This window comes from Psychrosphaera algicola, from assembly GCF_028401425.1.
Taxonomy (GTDB): Bacteria; Pseudomonadota; Gammaproteobacteria; order Enterobacterales; family Alteromonadaceae; genus Psychrosphaera; species Psychrosphaera algicola.
Map to the genome: position 1 here is coordinate 2,973,734 of NZ_JAQOMS010000002.1, position 20,558 is coordinate 2,994,291.

Genomic DNA, 20,558 nt, shown 5'->3' on the forward strand with positions numbered 1-20,558 from the left:
AATGCAAGATCTTCAAGCCACCATACAAATGGTGCTCGATTACATCAAAGGGATTTGGATAAAGAAGCGCTTTATAATCATGTCTTCATGGTTAATCGTTCCACTCGGCCTTTTTTAGTTGCGCAAATGCCGGACGTTTACGAATCGAAAGCAAAAGTCTTTGCTGACACGCGTTCAATGTTGCGCCCCTTATTACGTGGCTTGGCAATTCAGACCGATGCCAGTACTGAAATTCAACTCATCGCTAAAACACTTTTAAGCCGTCCTAATTTGGAAGAAATCGCCCGTAATACCGACATGGATATTAAGGCGAGTTCACCTCAAGAGTTCAACGAGATTGTTGAAAAACTGCGTGAAGACATTAATTTTAATTCTGGCGGTAGAGAAAATATTTATACCATTTCTTATACTGGGCAAGATCCTCAGTTGGCGAAACGTGTGGTATCAGCCACGCTGGATAAGTTTGTTGAAAGTTCGCTAGGGCAAAATCGTCAAGACTCGGACACCGCGTCTAAATTTTTAGATGAACAACTTGAAGAATATTCGCAACGTCTTTCCGCTGCAGAGCAACGACTAGCAACGTTTAAAAAGCAATATGGCGATATGATGGCGGGCAGTGGTAGTGGCTACTATCAAGAAGTGTCAAATCTAAAAGCCGTATAGAGGCAATTGATTTAGAAATTTCTGAAAAATCAACACAACTGCAAAGCTTGAAAGACAAATTTTCTAGCAGCACAAATATTGACAACAAGTCAGAACATTCAAACATTGCCACTCAATACGATGCTCGTATTAAACAACTGCAAGCGAACTTAGATGACCTGCAAATTCGTTTTACGGATAAACACCCAGATGTTGTGCAAACTCGTGAAAAGCTTGATCATTTAGTTAACTTAAGAAAAACAGAAATCGAAGAGTTAATGACCAGTGTTGCAGATGGGCAAGTTGCGTCGGGCACGTTGAGTGAAAATGCGATTGTGCAGGATTTATCAATCGCGATGAATAATCTCGACAGTAACATTGCATCGTTAACCGTTCGTCGTCAAAGCTTTAAAGAGAAGTTAGATGAGCTAGACCAAAAACTCGATCTTATTCCAGACATCGAAGCTAAGCAGTCTGCTTTAAACCGTGACTACGGTATTACAAAAGGCAAATACGAAGAGCTATTGAGTCGTAAAGAATCGGCAGACTTGTCGCGTAAAGCTGATATGTCTGCAGAAGAAGTTAAATTTAGAATAATTGAGCCACCTATGGTGCCTCTGCAACCTACTGGGCCAAAACGTTTAATACTTTATACTGTGGTCACCATTTTGGGCTTTGTAGCAGGTATTGCAGTTGCGTTTTTAGTTAGCCAATTGAACCCGGTCGTGGTCAGTGCAAACGCCTTAACTGAACTCACAAACCGACCTGTATTTGGTATGGTGACTGATATTCATCTAGAAGATGTTAAGAAACGAGATAAAAAACGTTTGTACGTATTTATTGCCTCAAGTGTTGTTGTGTTTGGAATGTATTTACTATTTATGGCAACGGAAATTGTAATGGAGACAACCCCGTTGAAGCTATTGGAGAGATTTCTATGAGTAGTATAGAAAAGGCGATGCAACGCCAAAAAGTGCCGCCAAAATAGATAAGGATCAAACTTCAATAGAAGCCGCAGTGGATAATAAGAAAGTCTCTGCACCGACTGAGCAAACAGCCGACGCTATACAGACTCCAGCAGCGAGTGCCAAACCGTCTCAACCTGTAACGGCAAAGGTTAATAAGCAACTAGGCGCGGGTATATCTGAAGCTGAATTAGTCGCGGCAGGCATTGTTGAAGGTGAAAAAGTCAGTGCGTCGCAGCCAGTTATTAAGCCGACAAATGCACACCGCGCCAGTGACAATACGCATATTTCTGCTGATAAAAAGTCTAAATCGTCTAGACCACCTTTGGTCATTGACTTAGAAGCGTTAGAAAAACGTGGTTTTGTTACGCTGCGAAACAAGCGTTCACTTATTAATGAAGAGTACCGAAGCATAAAACGTAAGTTACTTAGTAATGCGTTTGGTCCAATTTCAAAAACCATCAAACACAGTAATCTTATTTTGGTCAGTAGTTCAAAACCAAATGAAGGTAAGACATTTACGTCACTTAATTTGGCATTAAGCATTGCTTTAGAACAAGATAAAACCGTGTTGTTAGTTGACTCAGACGTGTTAAAACCGAGTGTATCTCGCGAATTAAACATAGGTAAAAATGTTGGTTTAATTGAATACCTATTGGGTGAAGAAAAAGACGTTGCGTCGATTATGTATCACACCAATATTGACGGTTTAAGAGTTATTCCGGCTGGTTTACCGCATCATTTGTCAAACGAGCTTTTGTCGAGCGACAAAATGATGAAGTTAATCGAGGAATTTGCCACACGTTATCCAGACCGTATTGTTGTATTTGACGCACCACCTTTGTTAGGTGTGAACGAAACCGCCATTATGGCAGAGCAATGTGGCCAAGGCGTGGTTGTAGTTGAAGAGCACAAGTCTAAACTGGCGGATGTCAAAAAAGCGGTTGATTTATTACCTGCGGAAATGGCCGTTGGTTTTGTCATTAATAAAGTAACCAGTAGCTCGGAAGATCAGGGATATGGTTATTATTATGGCGCGTCTGAAGAGGACGAAGAAAAAGACGCTAAAGACGACGGAAAAAATAAAGGTAAAGACAAAGCTGCTAAAAAATCTAAGTCCGATGATAAAGCAAAAACAGACGACAAGAAAAACCTGAAGACAAGGTAATAGCAGAAAAGGCTGAACCTGACTTAGCCAAAACCGACAAAAAGTAGATCTGATGTTTATGGCCAATATCTTTAAAAAGCAATATGTATACCGCGTAATAGGGGTATCAATAGCGACTTTTTTAATGTTGGCCATGCGGCAGAAATTGATTTCAAACCCGCTGTTGAAATTAATTATATCCATGTCTTAGATACAGAAATCAGTCAGTTTAATTTTTCTAATCATGATGTTCTAACGGCAAGTCCGTCGTTTACCCTAGCTGGCCGAAGTCCAAATTGGCAGGGAAGTGTCACGGCGGACCATACTCAAATTAAGCAAATAGACGACGGCTTTGACGATGCCTCGTATTCCAACTTTGCGATTAATAACTTGCTCAATATGTATAAAGGGCGAGTCAATCTTACCGTTAATGCCTCTCGAAAAAACACCAATATTGATAGTTCGTTTGGTACTGTGTCTGATCCTATTTTTGGGCAGTCTGAATATGTTGATGTTGATTCTGTAAACTCAAGATTAACGCTAAGTACGTCTAGCAAATCTGTATGGCAGAATTCGTTGTCATTAGGGGTGAGCAAAACCATATTTGACGAATCGCAAATTACCGATACGACAGCGACCACCTCTAATATTGTTAATGGTACAACAAAAACCGCCAGTGCTTCGCTTGGCTATGGTCAAAGGGCAAATCAGGTTCGCGGCGCGTTGCAGGCAAGTATGTCTCGCACTGACAGAGAAAACCGCGGTGAGCAGGACAGTATTTCGATGTATGCCAATATTGGGGTGCCTATTTGGCGAACCATTGATCTGGTACTTACGGGGTCAAAATTCAAAAATCTTATTGAAAACTCAGTATTAGACGATGAAGATCTTGAGTCTGAAAGTTACGGGGCTGGTCTCGCTTGGCGCTTTGGGCAACGTTCAAACATAGAGATTACTAGAAACAAAGAAACCCGCGGCTAGGATGATGAATATACGGGTTATAAACTTGAGTTTTATCCAAGTGCGCGGACAAGTTTAAGCTATGAAAAGAGCCAACGGTTTTATGGTGAATCCCATGCATTTAGGTTGCAGCATCAGGCGAAACGCTGGGGCATGAATATTAACTATGACGAAACGTTAGGTAGCCAAACCCGATTTAATCGAATTGAAGTGTCCCTAGGGGATTTTTTATGTCCCGAAGATGCCGCAACACAAGATGATTGTCAGCCGCTCGCAGAGTTACCGGACGCTATTGATGATGGGGAATTTGTTGCTGAGTTTTTCCAACCTGAATTTTCACTTGATGAGTTAGTAACATTAAGTAAAACCGGTACGGCTTCTGTCAATTATCGAATGAAAAAGGCAAATATCAGCTTTACATATAACCGTGGTGAAACCGAGTACTTAGAAACAAATGCGGTGCGTGAAACGTCTTCACGGACATTTAATTACGACCACACCATGTCGAGACGAAACAGTTTTGCCATCTCGTTGTCTGACTCAGATTCAACAGAGCAGGGCACTGGCGTGAGTCGTGAAGGTTATAAAGTTGATGTTAGTTTTAAACGTAAATTGACACGAAAAGCACTTGGTACAATTGCATTCAAACGTATTAGTAATACCACGTCTACAGGGCAACAAGACCGAAGAGATACTCGTGTCGAATTAACCTATCGCTACGCTTTTTAGCCTATTGTCATTTTGGCATCTTCAACGACAGCAATTACACCGAACAACAGTTAAGATGGAAGAAACAATGCAGAGGTACAGCTCTGCATTGTTTTTTAGCCAATACCAATACACTACAACGATAATACTTTTACACTGCCGCCGCTGGTACGCAATTTCAGTGTTGGCCCACCACCATTGATTTCACCGCGGATAGAACGTTTTTTAACACTTCCTGTTACCGCGAAATCGGTTTTTACACGCCCGCCACTTGTTGAAGCGTCAAGGTCAACTTTTACATCTTCAATTAAATACGCAGTAATTGAGCCGCCCGATGTATCGAGTTTGGCATCGTCTTTTAATTGCTCAGCAAAAGTCACTCTAATGCTGCCGCCAGACGTATGGGCATTTAGTGAACCGTATACGTCTTCCGTTCTAATTGAACCGCCTGCGGTGTCGAGTCTTACATCTCCTTTAATGGTTCCAACATTAATAGAACCACCCGACGTATGTGCGATGACGTTACCGTTAAGATCGGAAATTTCAATTGAGCCACCAGAGGTGTCGACTTCGATATCAAACTCTTTTGGAATTGTAATGGTCAGCTCGACTTTCAGATCGCGATTCCATGAGCGTCCTTCTAATTCACCTCTGACTTTAAGGCTATTGCCCTTGAGGTCAGAATTAATGCTGAAATCGTCGCTATCTCTTCCTGTTATCCTAGCTTCGACCAACGCTGTAGCTGCGTTGTGGGTCTGAATTTTGATCGAACCAGACTCTATTTTGACATTAAGTTTACCGCCAGCGGCAACGTTGAACTCTTGTTCATAGTCAGCAGCCATTGCGGAGAAAGCAACTAAAAGCGTTAGTAGCGTGAATGCCATGAGTTGTGACGTAATCTTGTGTATGTTCATTATGCGAACCCTATATTTTATTTGATTACTGACTTTGTCGCAGTAAATCACAAAAGGGTTTAAAAAAGATAAAAATAAATATTTAGGTAGGAATTTATCGTCATGAAAGCAGAAAGCAGAAAGCAGAAAGCAGAAAGCAGAAAATAAGAAGTTGGTGACGTTTATGGTCACCAACTTGTTATTTTTAGGCTGTAATTAAATTACGTGCTGTTCACTAAAAGTGAAACTGCGTAGAGTCGAGAGAGTTAGAGATTAAAACTGACCTCTAACTCCCACTGTAAATCCTCTGCTTGGTAACAAGGTTTCGTTTTTAAGAAACGATGTATGTACTCGGGCTTCAGAGTTCAGCAAGTTGTTGCCTTTCACAAAGGCCGTTAAGTCGAGTTGGTTAAAGCTAACGTGATGGCTCACAACAAAGTCCAACATTGAATAGCCATCGGTTGGCGTTTCGCTGTCTGTTACTTCACTTTGCTTCATTGTTTCCATATAGCTCATTTCGATGCTAGTGGCATCAAGCTCATAGTTAAGTCTAAACCCAACACGTGATGGTGGAATACGAGGAAGTGCGTCACCATTGGATAGTTCACCAATTATTGAATCAAACTGGGTTGTTAGTTTAAAGTCTGGATTTAAACGCCAAGTAAACTGGCCTTCTATGCCCATGAATTTCACATCTTCTGGAGAATATAAGTAAACAGGTAAACCTGATCCTTCATGTTCTTCATGATCGTCTTCATCCACTTCTTCTTCGCCGTGGCTGTGTTCGAATTCGTATTCCCAGTTTTGGTTTTGCTGGTAATAGTAATTGTCGATTTGGTTGTAAAAGGCATTAAATACAAAACCAAAATCACCGCTGAATTTTCGTAGACTCAATTCAAGATTGTTGGCGGTTTCGAGTTTGACATCGTCACTTTGTATATCGCCATGGTTAAGCAACTCTACGTGATACTCGTCGCCCTCTTGCTCGATGTCGTATAACGCACCTATTTCAAAGGTTTTGGTGCCGATATGTGGACCAAACGCGACTAATTCACCTGCTGACGGTGCACGTTCTGAACGGCTATAGGATAATCCAAGGTTATAACCTTTTGCGAAATCCCACACGATGCCAGCGGATAAGCTTACAGGTGTCATTGAAAGGTCTAGTGCTTCATGACCATGTGCTTCATGATCATGCTCATCTTCTTCTTCATCATGCTCAATCTCTGACAATTCATCGACAGTTAAGGTCGTTGACTCGATTCGAGCGCCAAGTTGGACAAGAATATTGTCAAAGTGTTTTTCGGCTAACATGCCTAATCCAATTGACTGGGTGGTTGAAGGCGGGGTGAATGCTTCGTCGCCAATTGCTTCAAAATCGTTTTGTTTGTATTCGAGACTTATTGCTCCGTGCCAGCCAGCAATCTCGGCCAGTAAAAAGTCTGATTTAAGCTGAGTTGTGTCACTGTTGAAAGTGGTGCCAACTTGACCGTCTTCTATTTCTGCGTGTTGGTAGTTAGTAAGCGCAAACTTTGTGTTTATCGCTGAGATAAGTTGGTTATCAAAAGATAACTCACTGATCATTTGGAAACGTTTTTGCTCCATGTCACCTACTACACCGGCTTCATGCTCGTCATGTTCTTCCTCTGATTCTTCTTCAGAATGTTCAGCGTGGCATGGAATGCCGTACGTTTTTGTGAGTTCACCATAAGAAACGCCAACAAAACCATTATCTAAAAGGTAACTAGTACCAAAGGTATAACCCGATGACTCACTTGCGCTATTCTCTAATGTGCCGTCAAAATCATCGTGTTCGTCATGATCTTCTTCGTCATGGTCATCATGATCGTCTTCGTCGTGCTCGTCGTGCTCATCTTCGACGGTAGGATTGGCGGGTACTTTTAAGTCGTCACTGTCACGCCAGAAGGCGTCAAGGTGAAAAGCAAACTGTTCGTATGTTGTATTGGCGTCAAAGGCAAATTCGGTCTCATTGGAAGCAGAATTAACACTGGTTTGGAAATTGAGTGAATCTTCTGCTTCGGTTGGAATGCGATTATCGACAATATTAATAACGCCGCCAATTGCACCGCTACCATAGAATAAGGTGGCTGGGCCACGCAGAATTTCTATTTGTTTTACCGTTGATGTTTCAGTTGAAACGACATGGTCGGGACCAACACGAGACGCGTCGCCAACATCTAACCCATTTTGAGATATCATCACCCGTGGTCCATCTAAACCTCGAATGATTGGACTGCTGCTGACCGGACCGTAATAAGTTGAATGAACCCCCACTTCCGCTTTAAGGGTTTCGCCTAATGTTGCGCTGTGTTTGTTTTTAAATCACTGTCGCTCAATACTGTTATTGGTGTTGCCGACTCTAAGGTAGAGCCATGCAATGGTGTTGCATAAACATCGATGTGTTCAATAATGGCAGGTGTTAGTACGATAGTTTGGTCAAGGAATATCGATGATAACGTCTTGTCTGTTTGATCTTCTAGTTTAAACGAAAGGTGGTTGTAGCCTCTGGCACTAATATGGATTTCATCGACATGGTCAATGGATTCAGAAACAGAAAACTGGCCTTGTTTATCGCTATAAATGGTTAAGTTACTGCCATGAAATTCGATTTTTACATTGGCAATTGGGTTTCCCGATTGATCAACGATTTTGCCTGAAATGTCGTGTGCCGAATAGGCAGGGGCGATTAAAATGGCTGCGATAGACGCAACAAAAAACTTGTTCATAATATTATCCAATAAAAACGTTTAAAAATTTAAGACTGTTGTAAATCGATAGGATAATTAACTGGAGGTGCACGAATAGCGGTCGCACGGTAAACGAGTTTGGCGAATACGGTCGGAACTTTGGTTGTTGACTTAACCGCGAAAAATTCAACCGGTGGGGCCGTTGTGATGTTTTGAAATGTAAAGTCTTCTAGCTGGCCTGAGTTGTGACAATACGTACACTCGACAACATTTGTTTCGGCGCTTTGGTGCTCCATGTGTTGCTGCAAACTGAAAATCTGCAACGCGACCATTAGCACAAAACTTAATGTTAGCTTAATAGAGAGACGGGTCATTTATTACATTCATAAAATTGATACCATGCGATGATATATTGTATCAAGTGTAAAATGCAACCTTGTTCTTTGTTTCTGTCATCGAAATACGTCAGTACGCACGTATTTGAGGTTAAACTGTTTTTTATCGCGGTTTAAGTTGATGCAATTGCAGAGATTGACGACCGTAGAACATAAAGATGGGTGAAATATAAACGTCCAAAATAGGAGTGCCAACGCTAGGTTGGCACTCAGTTGGATGTCATTAATAAGTTCATATTAGGCTTCATGCCCGTTTTTCTCGTCTGGTTTTGAATGGACGACTTTAGAAATAAAGTACCAAGCGTAAAAGCCCATTAAAAATACAGTCAGACCTAAAATGCTGAAGCTCAAATATAATACTGGGTCACTAAAAAATCTCTAAACATGATTTATCTCCTAACTTTTGTTGATGGAGTGAGTTTAGATCTCTTTTAAATTGGCATTATGATCTGAGATCAAGTTTGCTATTGCAGTGTGCTCTGAATGCAGTTGAAACTTGATTTGGATCATAAAAAGGCGGTTGGAACGATTAAAGTGGCCGTTAATAAAATCGAAATTTCACCAATCGAAGTTGCATGTTTGTGCAAAAGTCATGTAGTTGTGCTTAGAGTTGCTTTAAATAGTTTTGGTAGTTAAGCCAGTTGTCGGCAGTCTTTGTTTGTAATTTTAGTGTGTTGCAGGTGTCAATTAAAATGGCTTGTTGTTGTTTTTCGAGTTCTAACTCGGCACTCAAGAGTGCCTATAGCGAATGGTTTTGTAATGACTAAGTGCTGATTGATTGGCTTTATACATTTTCCGCAGTTCGCGAAGGGGCGGGTATATGACCGGTCACACTCAATGACCTTGTTGTGTAATGCCGCGATGTTGTCTCTTGACAAGGACAGCGAGTTTTCAGTTAAGTAAATGCACAACAAGGCCAAGTTAACGTTGGCCCCGTAGTTGTCTTGCCAACTCAACATTGTAGCTTGGACATTAGGTTGTTGATAATGTGCTAGGCTAAACTGCCAAAATTGGTCTTGGGCTATCATACATTTTCAATATCAAATTTAGCTTTGATATCTTCCATTTGCTCTTCACATTCGAACCATTGCATTTCAACGTCGTCGAGTTCAGATTTCAATTCGCCTTGCTTGAGCAATAATTGGTTTAGCTCGCCTTTACGCTTATCGGAATATAAGTCACTGTCAGACATTGCTTGTTCGATTTCTACTAGTTGCTGTTCTAACTTGCTTTGTTTAACTGCAAGTTTGTCGGCAATTTTTTGATTGGCGATATTTCTTTGCGCATCTCTGCTTCAAGACGCTTGATTTCTTTTTTAGCCGCGGCCGTGTTTTCTTTTGGTTCTTCGTCTGAAAGTTGGTTTTCGATACTTTCCAGCTTTTGCTGGTCGAGCAACCACTTATGGTAATCTTCAAGATCACTGAGGAAGGGTGACACTGTGCCGTTGTCGACTAAATATAAATCGTCACAGGTCGCTTTAAGCAAGTGTCTGTCATGGGCAATTAGGATCATTGCGCCTTCAAATTCCTGCAGTGCCATTGTTAAGGCGTGACGCATTTCAATGTCGAGGTGGTTAGTTGGTTCATCCATGAGTAATAGGTTCGGGCGCTGGAAAACCATTAAGGCCAATACGAGGCGGGCTTTTTCACCCCCGGAAAACTGGTCAATTGGGTCAAGTGCTTGGTCGCCGTTAAAGCCAAATCCACCTAAATAGTTTCTGGCTTCTTGTTCGGTTAATCCATCTTGCAACTGAATAAGGTGCTGAATCGGTGAATTACCTAACTGCAAGGTGTCTAGTTGATGCTGTGCAAAATAGCCAATTTTTAAATGTTTACTGTGCTCAAACTCGCCGCCTAACGGCGCTAAGCTTCGAGATAGGGTTTTGATCAAGGTCGACTTACCCGCGCCATTACGACCCAATAATCCAATTCGGCTGCCTTAGCACTAAGTTAAGTTTAATATCGGTTAGTATGGTTTTAGTTTCGTAACCAGCACTGACTTTATCCATTTTTATAATTGGATTAGGCAAATTGGTTGGCTGTTTAAACTCAAAATTAAATTGTGAATCGACATGAGCAGGGGCAATTAATTCCATGCGTTCAAGCATTTTAACCCGGCTTTGGGCTTGTTTGGCTTTTGACGCTTTAGCTTTAAAACGGTCGATAAAAGACTGAATGTGTTGAATTTCGGTTTGTTGCTTTTGAAAAACAGCTTGCTGTTGGGCGAGCTTTTCCATGCGTTGGCGTTCGAAATTAGAATAGTTACCTGAGTAGAAGTTAAGCTTTTGGGCTTCCACATGTAAAATGCCCTGGCAGATATTGTCAATAAAGTCTCTGTCATGGGAAATAAGTAACATTGTACCTTGGTAACGAGTGAGCCATTTCTCTAACCAAATAACCGCGTCCAAGTCTAAATGGTTAGTTGGTTCGTCGAGTAATAGTAGGTCACTGTTGATCATTAGAGCTTGCGCTAAGTTAAGTCGCATGCGCCAACCACCGGAGAAACTCATTACAGACTGTTGCTGCGCTTCGGTATCAAATCCAAGACCATTTAATAATTCACCGGCTCGTGAACGAATTGTATAAGCGTGAATTAAATCCATTTCGTGGTGAATGTGGGCAATTTTAGCGCCGTCGTCTTCTTGCTCGGCTTGTTCAAGTTGTTGTTGTAACTCTCGATATTTAACATCGCCGTCAATAACGTATTCTAAAGCAGACTTGGCTAGGGCAGGCGTTTCTTGTTTTACCCATGCCAGCGTCCAGCTATTTGGCATACTAACTTCGCCGTCGTCGCCACCAAGTTCACCTCTGATGAGGTTAAATAATGTGGATTTGCCCGAGCCATTCGCACCAACGATACCTATTTTGTGCCCGGGATAAATAATCGCGTCGGCTTTATCGAAAAGTACTTTGTTTCCGAGTTGCAGGTAAAGTTGTGAAATGTTCAACATAGTAAAATAGTACTCCTAACCAATAGGCTGTGAATACTACCGTTAAGCTATATCCAAAGGAACCAAATTTTGTTTAAATGTGCCGCAATTGGTTATATCCAGAGAGAAATTTGATGGCTAAGCAGAAAAAACGTTTTATCGCCGGTGCAACGTGTCCTGAATGTAAAAAATGGATACTATGATGTTGTTTAAAGAAAACAGTGTTGAGAAGGTTGAATGCCAAAGTTGTGGACACACGATGACGCAGCCAGAGGGGGCTGTACAAGGTGCCACTAGGCAGTTTGAACAAGTCATTGGGGTGTTTACCCTAGGAGAAGATTGATTTGTGATTTAATGGCGTTAGAGCCTTGTTACTTAGGCTCTAGTACCAAATAAACGAGCCGTATCAGCGGTATAAACTGTGTTGGCCTTAATAATGTGGCGGTGGTGTTTCATCCGCTTCGCTGCCGACAACAGAGGTTTTGGTTTCTTTAAATTTTTCCGCAAGCATTTGCAACTGTCGTTTCATTAAGCGATTGTCTAAATTAAGGCTAGTGATTTCGCTATTGAGTTGATCCAATGTGTCGTCTTGAAACGCCACTTTGTTTTCTAAGTCGTCTATTCGTTTTATTAATAATGCTATATCGGCGTTATTCACGGTTTGATTTCCCATACTTCGCTTAACCCAGCGGAACTTTCAGAAACAATTTGCTGGTCTTGGTTTATAAAGGCGGCACTATACACTACTGCATTTGCCGGACGAGAATCTTTTTAGGCGAGACATACCAACGTTGTAATAATTCGCCAGTTTGCACACTCCAAAGGCTGAGTTCTCTATTCGGCGCGCCGGTAACTAAGTATTCTCCGGATTGAGAAAACCTTGCGGTAGTGAATATTTCCTGCCGATTAAGATAGTGTAACTGAGTGATGGCGTTGCCTGTTTTTAAGTCCCAAATTGTTGAACGTCCTTTGCTGTCAGACGTAAACGCAAAGCGAGCTTTGGCGTCGAGGGCAACCTGTACCACACGTGCGCCGTGTCTAAATTTAAACACGACTTGTCCTGTTTTGGTATCCCATAAATAGGCGGTTTGGTCACTCGAACCGGTCAATACATAACGGCCATTGGGTGAAATTGCTAAACTGTTGATGGCATTGTTAACATGTATTGCATTGCCTTCGTTGTCGGTGATAGGCGTATGGTGGGCAAGGAATTCTAAGCGACGGCCGGTATCTACAGACATATGAACAACTATGCCATTGCTTTTACCTATAACGATGTGGCGTCCCATATTAGAGACATCAATTGCGCGGATACGTCCAAGGATCACGCATTTCTCGCCTTTACTCTCGTCTGGGTTCAAACATTTGTTTTGATCAATAATCACCTGATCAATTAATCCAGCGCTAGATGATTTATGGCGACTGTGCCAATAAGATTCGTCTTCGCTTTGAGTTAGTTTTACTTTAGATTTTCTGGCTTGCCAATAACCAATGTTTTTGCCGGAATTTACATCCCAAAGTGAAAACGTCTCTTTGTCTGCAAGTACCACGTGGGAGTCGTCGTCCGCTATTGATGTGGCGAAAACGAAGTTGCTGCTGGCCATTGAATTGGTCGTTTCACCGTCTTTAAAAGTTACCTGACTGCCAACTGGGGTTTGTTGCCAAATGTATTTAAGACCATTTTTGTTTAAATCCCAAAGCGCAACGCCGTGATATAACGATGAAACAACAGCAAAATTACCGCTACGGGATACGCTAGCAGCAAAGGACCCGTCCTGGGCGTGTTGATTTTGTTTCATCGGTCGGGAACTTTCAGGTGTGCAAGCACCCAAAAGGAGCGAAGATATAAACAAAATGGCTAAAGTCGGGAGTTTATTGAGCAATCTTTTGCCTCTTAACAAAAATAAGGTTTTTCTTTCGAAAGTTAATCGCTAGTATAGGTCACTTTGAACTGAAAATGATATTAATGGAATTGGCATTTTTAGCCAAATATTGAGTACATCAAAATTTATTTTATTAAGTATGTCATAGAGATACTTATTTACGTATTGATATTCTGAGATATGGCCGCACAAGTGAGTCATTATATATTTACTTTAGACAATGGAATGTTCGTCTAAACAATTTGGAGAAACAAATGAAAAAAGCGTTAAAGCTTTCCTTGATAGCCGCATCAATTGGCCTAATGAGTGCCTGCGGAAGTGCAGAGCAAGCTAATACCCCTGCTAAATTAGATTCTGATGCTGACAAACAAAGTTATGCACTTGGTGCATCTATGGGGACATACCTTAAGAAAAACCTTGATAGCAATGCTGAAATTGGGATTTCTTTAAAACAAGAATTGATCATTGCCGGTATTCAAGATGCGTTAGTCGCTAAATCGCAACTGAGTGATGAAGAAATTCAAACTGTGATGCAAGCGTTACAGCAACAAGTGTCTGAGCTTAAAACAAAAGAAGCGCGCGAGGCTGGTTTAACGTTTTTAGCTGAAAATGCGAAACGTGAAGGCGTTGTTGTTACAGACAGTGGCCTACAGTACGAAGTGCTTGTAGCGGCTGAAGGTGCTAAACCTGCGGCAACGGACACTGTTGAAGTTCATTATCACGGTACATTATTAGACGGAACGGTATTTGATTCTTCTGTCGATCGTGGTGAAAAGATTAGCTTCCCACTTAACCGTGTTATTCCTAGTTGGACTGAAGGTCTACAATACATGAGTATTGGATCTAAATATAAATTCTTTATTCCTTCAGAGTTAGCTTACGGCTCTCGTAATGCAGGTCAGATCCCACCAAATTCGACATTGATTTTTGAAGTTGAATTATTTGATATCAAAAAGAAGGCTAGTTAACGTAAGTTAACAGGCACTAAAAAGGCGCTATGTAAAAATAGCGCCTTTTTTATTTTTATTTTGTCGCGAATCAAAATGTAGATTGCAAACTCATCCAAAACGGGCGTGTTTAACTATGTTTGCTATATAGCGTTTGGATTAGCTCATCTTCAAGTTCTAATTGTGATTCTAGTATTTGGCCTATTGCAGACAGGTCACTGTCAAAATCACCGAGGTCTGCAGACACATTCATCGCCATATATTTATCATTAAATTCGACAAGCTTGTTTGTTGTTTCTGTTATTTTTGGATAGATATTTTCTGCCAATTTTGCGCTTTCTGGTCCGTGTTCACGACATTGCTTAACAATATCATTAAAAATTTCAAAATGGCCGGCAGAAAGATAATCAATTAAAACCTGACAAAAGTCATTCACGTTTGCGACATCAGGTAACTGTTTTGCTTCTGTATCATAAGGTGGTAGTGCTGCCAATTTACAATACTTAACCAACAATTCTTGGCGTTCTGTTAACCAATTATCGATGATGTGATTTGCACCACCGTACTTTTGTTGAGTTTGTTCCAAACGAGATAACATGAATATGCCCTTTTTAATTCATTATTAATCCATAACACTGGAATTTAACAAAAAGATCAATCTATTTTGATTCCAGAATCCGTAAGTATAAGACATTAAATGTAATTTAACATTGTTAATTATGACTAGATCCAAGGTAAACTTGCCGAAAAGTACAGGTGGAAAAATATGATTAAACACAACATCTTATTCAATAATGAGTTAAACGGCTGGTGGTGCTTAGTGCATCAGCATCGGGTGTATTTAACGTCTCCGGTTAACCAACTTCCAAGTGGCTGTTTTGACGAACTTGGTTTGCCTGTTAAAGCGCCAGAATCGGTTCATCAAATTGGTGAACATCAAGATTTACCTGTGTACATGATAGATGTTAAAAGCGCCGATTTAATCGACGAAATGGATCATGAGCTATTTGTTGGTATTCGCAGTGTGTTGTTTAATCACAATGAGATGTTTGAATTTGCCGCAAGGGCTTATCAAGTTGCTTTGTTTCTGCGCACACATAAATATTGTGGCGAGTGTGGGGAGCAAATGACCCTTGTCGATTGGGAACTGGCGACCTTGTGTGAGCCATGTAAACATCGATGTTATCCCCGTATCTCGCCGGTGGTGATAGTGGCAATACGGAACAAAGATAAGATCCTATTGGCTCAGGGGACACGTTCTACTACTGGGCTTTATAGTGTTTTAGCCGGTTTTGTTGAGAGTGGTGAAACGTTAGAGCAAACAGTACATCGTGAAGTATTTGAAGAAGTAGGTATTAAAGTTAAAAATCTTAAGTACCAATTGAGCCAACCTTGGCCGTTTCCGCATTCATTAATGGTTGGGTTTTTGGCTGAATACGACAGCGGCGAGATAAATATTTGTGAAGACGAAATTGTTACTGCGGATTGGTTTTCAATTAAGGATCTGCCGCAAGTACCGCAACAGCAAACGATTGCTGGTAAATTGATTCATACCACGAAAAAGATGATGGCTTTAGCTCGTAGGTAATTGAAAGTACAATTATGGGGTCCTAGAAAAGAAAAAACCACTCGTAAAGAGTGGTCAAATTTTTCTAGCGCGTGAGCTGTTTATAGAGCTTCTTTTTTATAATTCGTGAGCGCGAACTATTTATAGCAAAGCAGACTTTAGTGCGCAAGAACTTAATAATGATTGATTTAGAATAAAGAAATCGTTTTTTAGGTCGTTTCTTTCTATGGAGGAGTTGCTCTGTTCCTGATAGAATCTCACCGAAATTTTTAGGGTGAATTATGACTGAATTAAAAAATGATCGTTATCTAAAAGCGTTATTGCAACAACCAGTTGACCGTACTCCAGTATGGATGATGCGTCAGGCAGGCCGTTATTTACCAGAATATCGTGCGACTCGTGCTATTGCTGGTGACTTTGTTTCTTTAATGAAAAATCCTGAGTTGGCGTGTGAAGTGACCATGCAACCGCTTCGTCGCTATCCAATTGACGCGGCTATCTTGTTTTCAGATATTTTGACCATCCCAGATGCCATGGGTTTAGGTTTGTATTTTGAAACAGGCGAGGGCCCTAAATTTCAAAATCCAATTAAGACTCAAGCTGACGTCGCTAAAATTGGTATTCCAGATCCTGAAACAGAATTACGTTATGTTATGGATGCTGTTCGTACTATTCGTAAAGAATTAAACGGATCAGTACCACTTATTGGTTTTTCAGGGAGTCCTTGGACGCTTGCGACTTATATGGTTGAAGGCGGTAGCACTAAGACATTTTCTAAAATCAAAGGCATGATGTATTCAGAACCGGCTTTAATGCACCAGTTACTTGATAAAGTCGCTGACTCAGTGACAAGCTATCTAAATGCTCAAATTGCCGCTGGTGCGCAATCGGTAATGATATTTGATACATGGGGTGGCGTATTAACCCCGCGTGATTACAAAGATTTCTCTTTAAATTACATGAGCAAGATCATTGATGGTTTAACTCGTGAAAATGATGGGCGTAAAGTTCCTGTGACCTTGTTTACTAAAAATGGTGGTCAGTGGTTAGAGCTCATGGCTGAAACAGGTTGTGATGCATTAGGACTTGATTGGACCATTAATATTGCTGAAGCTAAACGACGTGTTGGCGATAAAGTGGCTTTGCAGGGGAATATGGACCCGTCAATGTTATATGCGACACCAGATAGAATTCGTCAGGAAGTTAAGTCTATCTTAACTGACTACGGTCATTCCGGGACTGGTCACGTATTTAACCTAGGTCACGGCATTACGCCAGATGTGACTCCGGAAAATGCCGGCGTATTTTTTGACTCCGTTGTTGAATTCAGCCCTGAATTCCATAAATAATCTTAGCTTAAAATAATGACTACCATTTAAATTTAGGTTAATCATCAAAAGCATCTAAAATTCGCTGCCTTAATTTGGGCAGCGTTTTTGTTTCAAACCACCTATTTTTACTAATCCAAATATTGTTTCTTGGTGATGGGTGCGGTAAAACGATTGTTTTGTTTGTAAAGTCGTTGTTTCGGATCGAACTGGTTAAGTTCTCGAAGTTATCCACATATTTTTGCGCCGCATAGCGACCTATAATCAGCGTTAGTTCTATATTACCCAAATTACCTAGTATTTGTTGGTGCCAAGTCTGACTACAAATTTTAGGCGGGGCTTTGTCGCCTGAGCTATTAGTGACTTTTCATAGGTAACAAAATGCCATCGGCATAATTGCCAATATCTGCTCATTATAAAATTGTTCGCGAGTCATCCCTAACCATTCGCGCAATCTGTCACCCGATGCGTCGTCAAAGGCTTGGTTCTTTTGATGGGTTTTTAATCCAGGCGCTTGTCCAATGATTAATATTTTAGCTTTGCTGTGAAGTTGAAATATAGGTCTTGGCGGTAAAGGGAGGGTTTCTTTACATAAAGTACAGTTGGAGAGCGCTGAAATAACTGCGTTATTGTCAGTCATATCGTGCTGGTGGTTGTAAAAGTCAAATGACGTTTCATAGGATAAAAAAATGCAGCGGTTGTTATCACCGCTGCATTTAAATGTTTAGAACAATCTATTTAAGCCATTTAGCGCAGCTACACGGTATGCCTCAGCCATCGTTGGATAGTTGAATGTTGTGCGTACAAAGTACTCTATGGTATTGGCAGCGCCTTTTTGTTGCATAATCGCCTTAGCCGATATGCACGATTTCAGCAGAACGTTCTCCAAAGCAGTGAATACCCAAAATTTCTTTAGTTTCACAGTGGAACAAGATCTTTAAGCTACCAACGGCACTCGCCCCGATTTGTGCACGAGCAAGATGTTTAAATGATGCACGACCTACTTCGTAAGGGATTTTCTTCGCCGTTAATTCGAGTTCAGTTTTACCAACCGATGACATTTCTGGGATGGTATAAATACCCGTTGGAATGTCCTCGATGAGTTGGCCTTCATTAGCAATATTCAACATATAGTCTGCCGCGATGCGACCTTGGTCATATGCTGCGCTTGCTAAGCTTGGGTAGCCGATAACATCACCTACAGCAAATATATTGTCGACTTCTGTGCGATAGTTTTTATTAACGCCTAAAGAACCACGACTATTTGCTTTAACACCGAGGTTTTCAAGTTTTAAGCTGTCAGTATTACCTGTACGACCATTGGCAAATAACAAACAGTCGGCTTTCATTCTTTTGCCTGACTTCAAGGTCATTATAACGCCGTCTTCAGTACCTTCGATTTTGTCGTATTCTTCACCGTGACGAATGACTATACCGCTATTCCAAAAGTGATAGCTTAGTGAGTCAGTCATTTCTGCGTCCATAAAGGACAACAAGCGGTCACGTGTATTTATCAAGTCAACTTTACAACCTAATCCACGGAAGATTGATGCGTACTCACAGCCAATGACACCGGCACCATAGATAATGATGCTTTTAGGATCGTGTTTTAAAGATAAAATAGTATCGGAGTCATAAACACGAGGGTGGTTAAAGTCGACGTCATGTGGTCGGTATGGACGTGAGCCCGATGCGATAACGATTTTTTCTGCAGTTAGTTGGTCAATACTGCCGTCAGGTGTTTGAATTGATAACGTGTTTTTATCAATAAACGAGGCAGAACCATGATAAATCTTTACGCTATTTCGGTTATAAAAACCGGCGCGGAGTCTAACTTGGTCGCTAATAACTTTTGTCGTGTGTTGAAGAATGTCGTGAAACGTTAGTGTCGCGGCCTTTTCAGAACGATTAAATAGCGGGTTCGAGTTATATTCAACAAGTCGACTAACCGAGTGTCTTAACGCTTTAGATGGGATGGTTCCCCAATGAGTACAACCACCACCAACTTGAGAATGCTTTTCGATAACCGCAACTTTTTACCAGCTTTGGTTAAGTTCATTGCGGCGCCTTCGCCACCCGGCCCGGTGCCGATAACAATCACATCGTAATCGTATTTTGTGGTAGAAGTTGTGGTTACTTTCGCTTCAGTTCTTTTACTTTTTGCGGTCACAGTTTCGCCCTATGTAATTTATTTTCATAACAGTATGAATCATAGAAACTTTTGAGTGATCAGCCAAGTCTTATTCGCGGATAACGGCTATAAATAACGAAAATGGGCAGTTTTAGCTGCCCATTTCTTACATTTTTGGAATTATGCTACTTGCATTAACATTTGTTGCCACTGAGATTGTTGGCTAGCGAGTTGTGCTTTTAATAGTTGATATTGTTTTTTAACTCAACAACGGTCATTTTTGGCGCATTTTGACGTTTCGCCATCAGGTATTCTTTTCGGGCGTTAACAAAGGCTTTTAGTCTTGCCATTAAAATGTCGTATTCAGCTTCAAGTCTCGTTAAAATTTCCTGTTTGTGTGGAAGCTCCACGACCTTAGTTTCGGTTTTGTATTTTTGCATTTTCCATTTTGCCGCTTGAATACGTTCAAATGGAACCTTTCGTAGATTTTTGGTTAGGCCGATAAAACTAGCTGCTTTGATAAACCATTTGCTTGGGTCGTATTGATACCAGCGAATACCATTTCGATAGTCTGATTCAAAAATATGGTGATAGTTATGATAGCCCTCACCGTAAGTGACAAACGCAAGTAAACCATTATCGCGCGCAGTGTTCTTATCTGTATATGGCTGTGAACCCCAAATATGGGCTAACGAATTAATGAAAAACGTAAAATGGTGGCTCAGAACCAGTCGTAAAAAACCGACAGTAATTAAGAATCCAAGAATGTCGTCAAATATAAGGCCTAATAAAAGTGGTACACCAAAGTTAGTGATAAGCGTTAAGGCCAAATAATGTTTGTGTTGCCACATTACAATTCGGTTTTTTTGTAGATCGCGGCAATTACTGTAGTCGCAATATTTTTCGCCTTGGTAATCTCGTAACATCCAACCGATGTGACTAAACCAAAATCCTTTTTTGCAGAATATGGGTCCTTGTCATTTTGGTCGACAAATTTATGATGTATTCTATGGTCTGACGACCAATGTAGGGCGCTGTTTTGCAATGCAAATGCACCGCCTAACGCCAGAATAAATTCAAGGATTGGGTGTGCTTCGTAGGTTTTATGCGCCCACAGACGGTGATAACCAACTGTGATGGACATTCCCGCGAATCCCAATGTTAAAACAGTGGCGACAATATGCGTCATTGTAAAACCATAGAAATAACCGTACAAAGGTACGCTTATGATGGTTATTAAAAATGTTAGTGAAAACACTAAAACATTTGTCCAGATAATAGGTGCTTTTTTCATAATCTTATTTGAGCTTACATGTGTACGCTGAATTTTAACTGGCTTTACTTAAAAATCAACT

Annotated in this window: 16 protein-coding genes and 5 pseudogenes; 9 read left to right on the plus strand and 12 right to left on the minus strand. The window is 40.9% G+C overall.

The features are described 5' to 3' along the window. Nucleotides 1–126 precede the first annotated feature (126 nt). The 5 genes from PN838_RS16330 (at nucleotide 127) to PN838_RS16350 (ending at nucleotide 4,443) form a co-directional block, all read left to right on the plus strand. Entirely contained in the window at nucleotides 127–663 is a 537-nt protein-coding gene (locus tag PN838_RS16330) for a hypothetical protein (RefSeq protein WP_272181351.1), read from the plus strand. A gap of 47 nt (nucleotides 664–710) precedes the next feature. Further along, nucleotides 711–1,583, plus strand: a complete 873-nt coding sequence (locus tag PN838_RS16335; RefSeq protein ID WP_272181352.1) for a hypothetical protein — start codon at nucleotides 711–713, stop codon at nucleotides 1,581–1,583. Between the two features lie 76 nt (nucleotides 1,584–1,659). Then, on the plus strand, nucleotides 1,660–2,775 hold the full coding sequence (locus PN838_RS16340; protein WP_272181353.1) for an XrtA-associated tyrosine autokinase: 1,116 nt from the start codon (nucleotides 1,660–1,662) through the stop codon (nucleotides 2,773–2,775). 378 nt (nucleotides 2,776–3,153) lie between these two features. Beyond that, nucleotides 3,154–3,735 carry a hypothetical protein gene (locus tag PN838_RS16345; protein ID WP_272181354.1) on the plus strand — a complete coding sequence of 194 codons (582 nt, stop codon included), beginning with the start codon at nucleotides 3,154–3,156 and terminating at the stop codon, nucleotides 3,733–3,735. A 132-nt stretch (nucleotides 3,736–3,867) separates the two neighbouring features. Continuing rightward, nucleotides 3,868–4,443, plus strand: a complete 576-nt coding sequence (locus PN838_RS16350) for a hypothetical protein (protein ID WP_272181355.1) — start codon at nucleotides 3,868–3,870, stop codon at nucleotides 4,441–4,443. 113 nt (nucleotides 4,444–4,556) lie between these two features. Here PN838_RS16350 and PN838_RS16355 read toward each other — a convergent pair whose 3' ends face one another. From PN838_RS16355 to PN838_RS16375, 6 genes and pseudogenes are all read right to left on the minus strand, one after another. Then, the gene (locus PN838_RS16355) at nucleotides 4,557–5,336 is read right to left on the minus strand and encodes a DUF4097 family beta strand repeat-containing protein (RefSeq protein WP_272181356.1); all 780 of its coding nucleotides are present in this window, start codon (nucleotides 5,334–5,336) and stop codon (nucleotides 4,557–4,559) included. 252 nt (nucleotides 5,337–5,588) lie between these two features. Next, on the minus strand, nucleotides 5,589–7,610 hold the full coding sequence (locus PN838_RS16360) for a TonB-dependent receptor (RefSeq protein WP_272181357.1): 2,022 nt from the start codon (nucleotides 7,608–7,610) through the stop codon (nucleotides 5,589–5,591). Between the two features lie 20 nt (nucleotides 7,611–7,630). Beyond that, nucleotides 7,631–8,062, minus strand: coding sequence for a carboxypeptidase-like regulatory domain-containing protein (locus tag PN838_RS16365; RefSeq protein ID WP_272181358.1), 432 nt, complete (start codon nucleotides 8,060–8,062; stop codon nucleotides 7,631–7,633). A 29-nt stretch (nucleotides 8,063–8,091) separates the two neighbouring features. Beyond that, nucleotides 8,092–8,355 carry a hypothetical protein gene (locus PN838_RS16370; protein ID WP_272181359.1) on the minus strand — a complete coding sequence of 88 codons (264 nt, stop codon included), beginning with the start codon at nucleotides 8,353–8,355 and terminating at the stop codon, nucleotides 8,092–8,094. Nucleotides 8,356–9,101: 746 nt separating this feature from the next. Then, nucleotides 9,102–9,446 (minus strand): TIGR02444 family protein, encoded by a 345-nt coding sequence (locus tag PN838_RS27490; RefSeq protein ID WP_370661049.1) that lies wholly within the window; start codon nucleotides 9,444–9,446, stop codon nucleotides 9,102–9,104. Continuing rightward, nucleotides 9,443–11,368, minus strand: a pseudogene (locus PN838_RS16375) (ABC transporter ATP-binding protein). The gene PN838_RS27490 and the pseudogene PN838_RS16375 overlap by 4 nt, the downstream one beginning before the upstream one ends. Before the next feature lie 113 nt (nucleotides 11,369–11,481). Here PN838_RS16375 and PN838_RS16380 point away from each other — a divergent pair. Further along, nucleotides 11,482–11,690, plus strand: a pseudogene (locus PN838_RS16380) (YheV family putative zinc ribbon protein). A gap of 87 nt (nucleotides 11,691–11,777) precedes the next feature. On the opposite strand, the gene PN838_RS16385 reads toward PN838_RS16380, so the two are convergent. Both PN838_RS16385 and PN838_RS16390 read right to left on the minus strand, forming a co-directional pair. Continuing rightward, complete coding sequence (locus tag PN838_RS16385; RefSeq protein WP_272181360.1) at nucleotides 11,778–12,005, minus strand: SlyX family protein; 228 nt, start codon at nucleotides 12,003–12,005, stop codon at nucleotides 11,778–11,780. Between the two features lie 85 nt (nucleotides 12,006–12,090). After that, nucleotides 12,091–13,146, minus strand: coding sequence for a WD40 repeat domain-containing protein (locus tag PN838_RS16390; protein ID WP_272181361.1), 1,056 nt, complete (start codon nucleotides 13,144–13,146; stop codon nucleotides 12,091–12,093). 338 nt (nucleotides 13,147–13,484) lie between these two features. Here PN838_RS16390 and fkpA point away from each other — a divergent pair, with 338 nt between their 5' ends. Continuing rightward, nucleotides 13,485–14,198 (plus strand): FKBP-type peptidyl-prolyl cis-trans isomerase, encoded by a 714-nt coding sequence (gene fkpA / locus PN838_RS16395; RefSeq protein ID WP_272181362.1) that lies wholly within the window; start codon nucleotides 13,485–13,487, stop codon nucleotides 14,196–14,198. A 109-nt stretch (nucleotides 14,199–14,307) separates the two neighbouring features. Here fkpA and rsd read toward each other — a convergent pair whose 3' ends face one another. Further along, the gene (gene rsd / locus PN838_RS16400) at nucleotides 14,308–14,775 is read right to left on the minus strand and encodes a sigma D regulator (protein ID WP_272181363.1); all 468 of its coding nucleotides are present in this window, start codon (nucleotides 14,773–14,775) and stop codon (nucleotides 14,308–14,310) included. Nucleotides 14,776–14,943: 168 nt separating this feature from the next. On the opposite strand from rsd, the gene nudC reads away from it, so the two are divergent. Continuing rightward, entirely contained in the window at nucleotides 14,944–15,765 is an 822-nt protein-coding gene (gene nudC, locus PN838_RS16405; RefSeq protein WP_215961968.1) for an NAD(+) diphosphatase, read from the plus strand. A gap of 260 nt (nucleotides 15,766–16,025) precedes the next feature. Next, on the plus strand, nucleotides 16,026–17,093 hold the full coding sequence (hemE, locus tag PN838_RS16410) for a uroporphyrinogen decarboxylase (protein WP_215961969.1): 1,068 nt from the start codon (nucleotides 16,026–16,028) through the stop codon (nucleotides 17,091–17,093). Nucleotides 17,094–17,130: 37 nt separating this feature from the next. Here hemE and PN838_RS16415 read toward each other — a convergent pair. From PN838_RS16415 to PN838_RS16425, 3 pseudogenes are all read right to left on the minus strand, one after another. Further along, nucleotides 17,131–17,712, minus strand: a pseudogene (locus PN838_RS16415) (uracil-DNA glycosylase family protein). A gap of 84 nt (nucleotides 17,713–17,796) precedes the next feature. Then, nucleotides 17,797–19,131: pseudogene (gene sthA, locus PN838_RS16420) on the minus strand (Si-specific NAD(P)(+) transhydrogenase). Between the two features lie 252 nt (nucleotides 19,132–19,383). Further along, nucleotides 19,384–20,497, minus strand: a pseudogene (locus tag PN838_RS16425) (acyl-CoA desaturase). Nucleotides 20,498–20,558 lie beyond the last annotated feature (61 nt).

Excerpts from the sequence above, each read along its gene's own strand:
- PN838_RS16330 (WP_272181351.1), top strand. The coding sequence starts at position 127 with ATGCCGGACGTTTACGAATCGAAAGCAAAAGTCTTTGCTGACACGCGT.
- PN838_RS16345 (WP_272181354.1), top strand. The coding sequence starts at position 3,154 with ATGTATAAAGGGCGAGTCAATCTTACCGTTAATGCCTCTCGAAAAAAC.
- PN838_RS16350 (WP_272181355.1), top strand. The coding sequence starts at position 3,868 with ATGAATATTAACTATGACGAAACGTTAGGTAGCCAAACCCGATTTAAT.
- PN838_RS16355 (WP_272181356.1), bottom strand. The coding sequence starts at position 5,336 with ATGAACATACACAAGATTACGTCACAACTCATGGCATTCACGCTACTA.
- PN838_RS16365 (WP_272181358.1), bottom strand. The coding sequence starts at position 8,062 with ATGAACAAGTTTTTTGTTGCGTCTATCGCAGCCATTTTAATCGCCCCT.
- PN838_RS16370 (WP_272181359.1), bottom strand. The coding sequence starts at position 8,355 with ATGGTCGCGTTGCAGATTTTCAGTTTGCAGCAACACATGGAGCACCAA.
- PN838_RS27490 (WP_370661049.1), bottom strand. The coding sequence starts at position 9,446 with ATGATAGCCCAAGACCAATTTTGGCAGTTTAGCCTAGCACATTATCAA.
- PN838_RS16390 (WP_272181361.1), bottom strand. The coding sequence starts at position 13,146 with ATGAAACAAAATCAACACGCCCAGGACGGGTCCTTTGCTGCTAGCGTA.
- fkpA (WP_272181362.1), top strand. The coding sequence starts at position 13,485 with ATGAAAAAAGCGTTAAAGCTTTCCTTGATAGCCGCATCAATTGGCCTA.
- rsd (WP_272181363.1), bottom strand. The coding sequence starts at position 14,775 with ATGTTATCTCGTTTGGAACAAACTCAACAAAAGTACGGTGGTGCAAAT.
- nudC (WP_215961968.1), top strand. The coding sequence starts at position 14,944 with ATGATTAAACACAACATCTTATTCAATAATGAGTTAAACGGCTGGTGG.
- hemE (WP_215961969.1), top strand. The coding sequence starts at position 16,026 with ATGACTGAATTAAAAAATGATCGTTATCTAAAAGCGTTATTGCAACAA.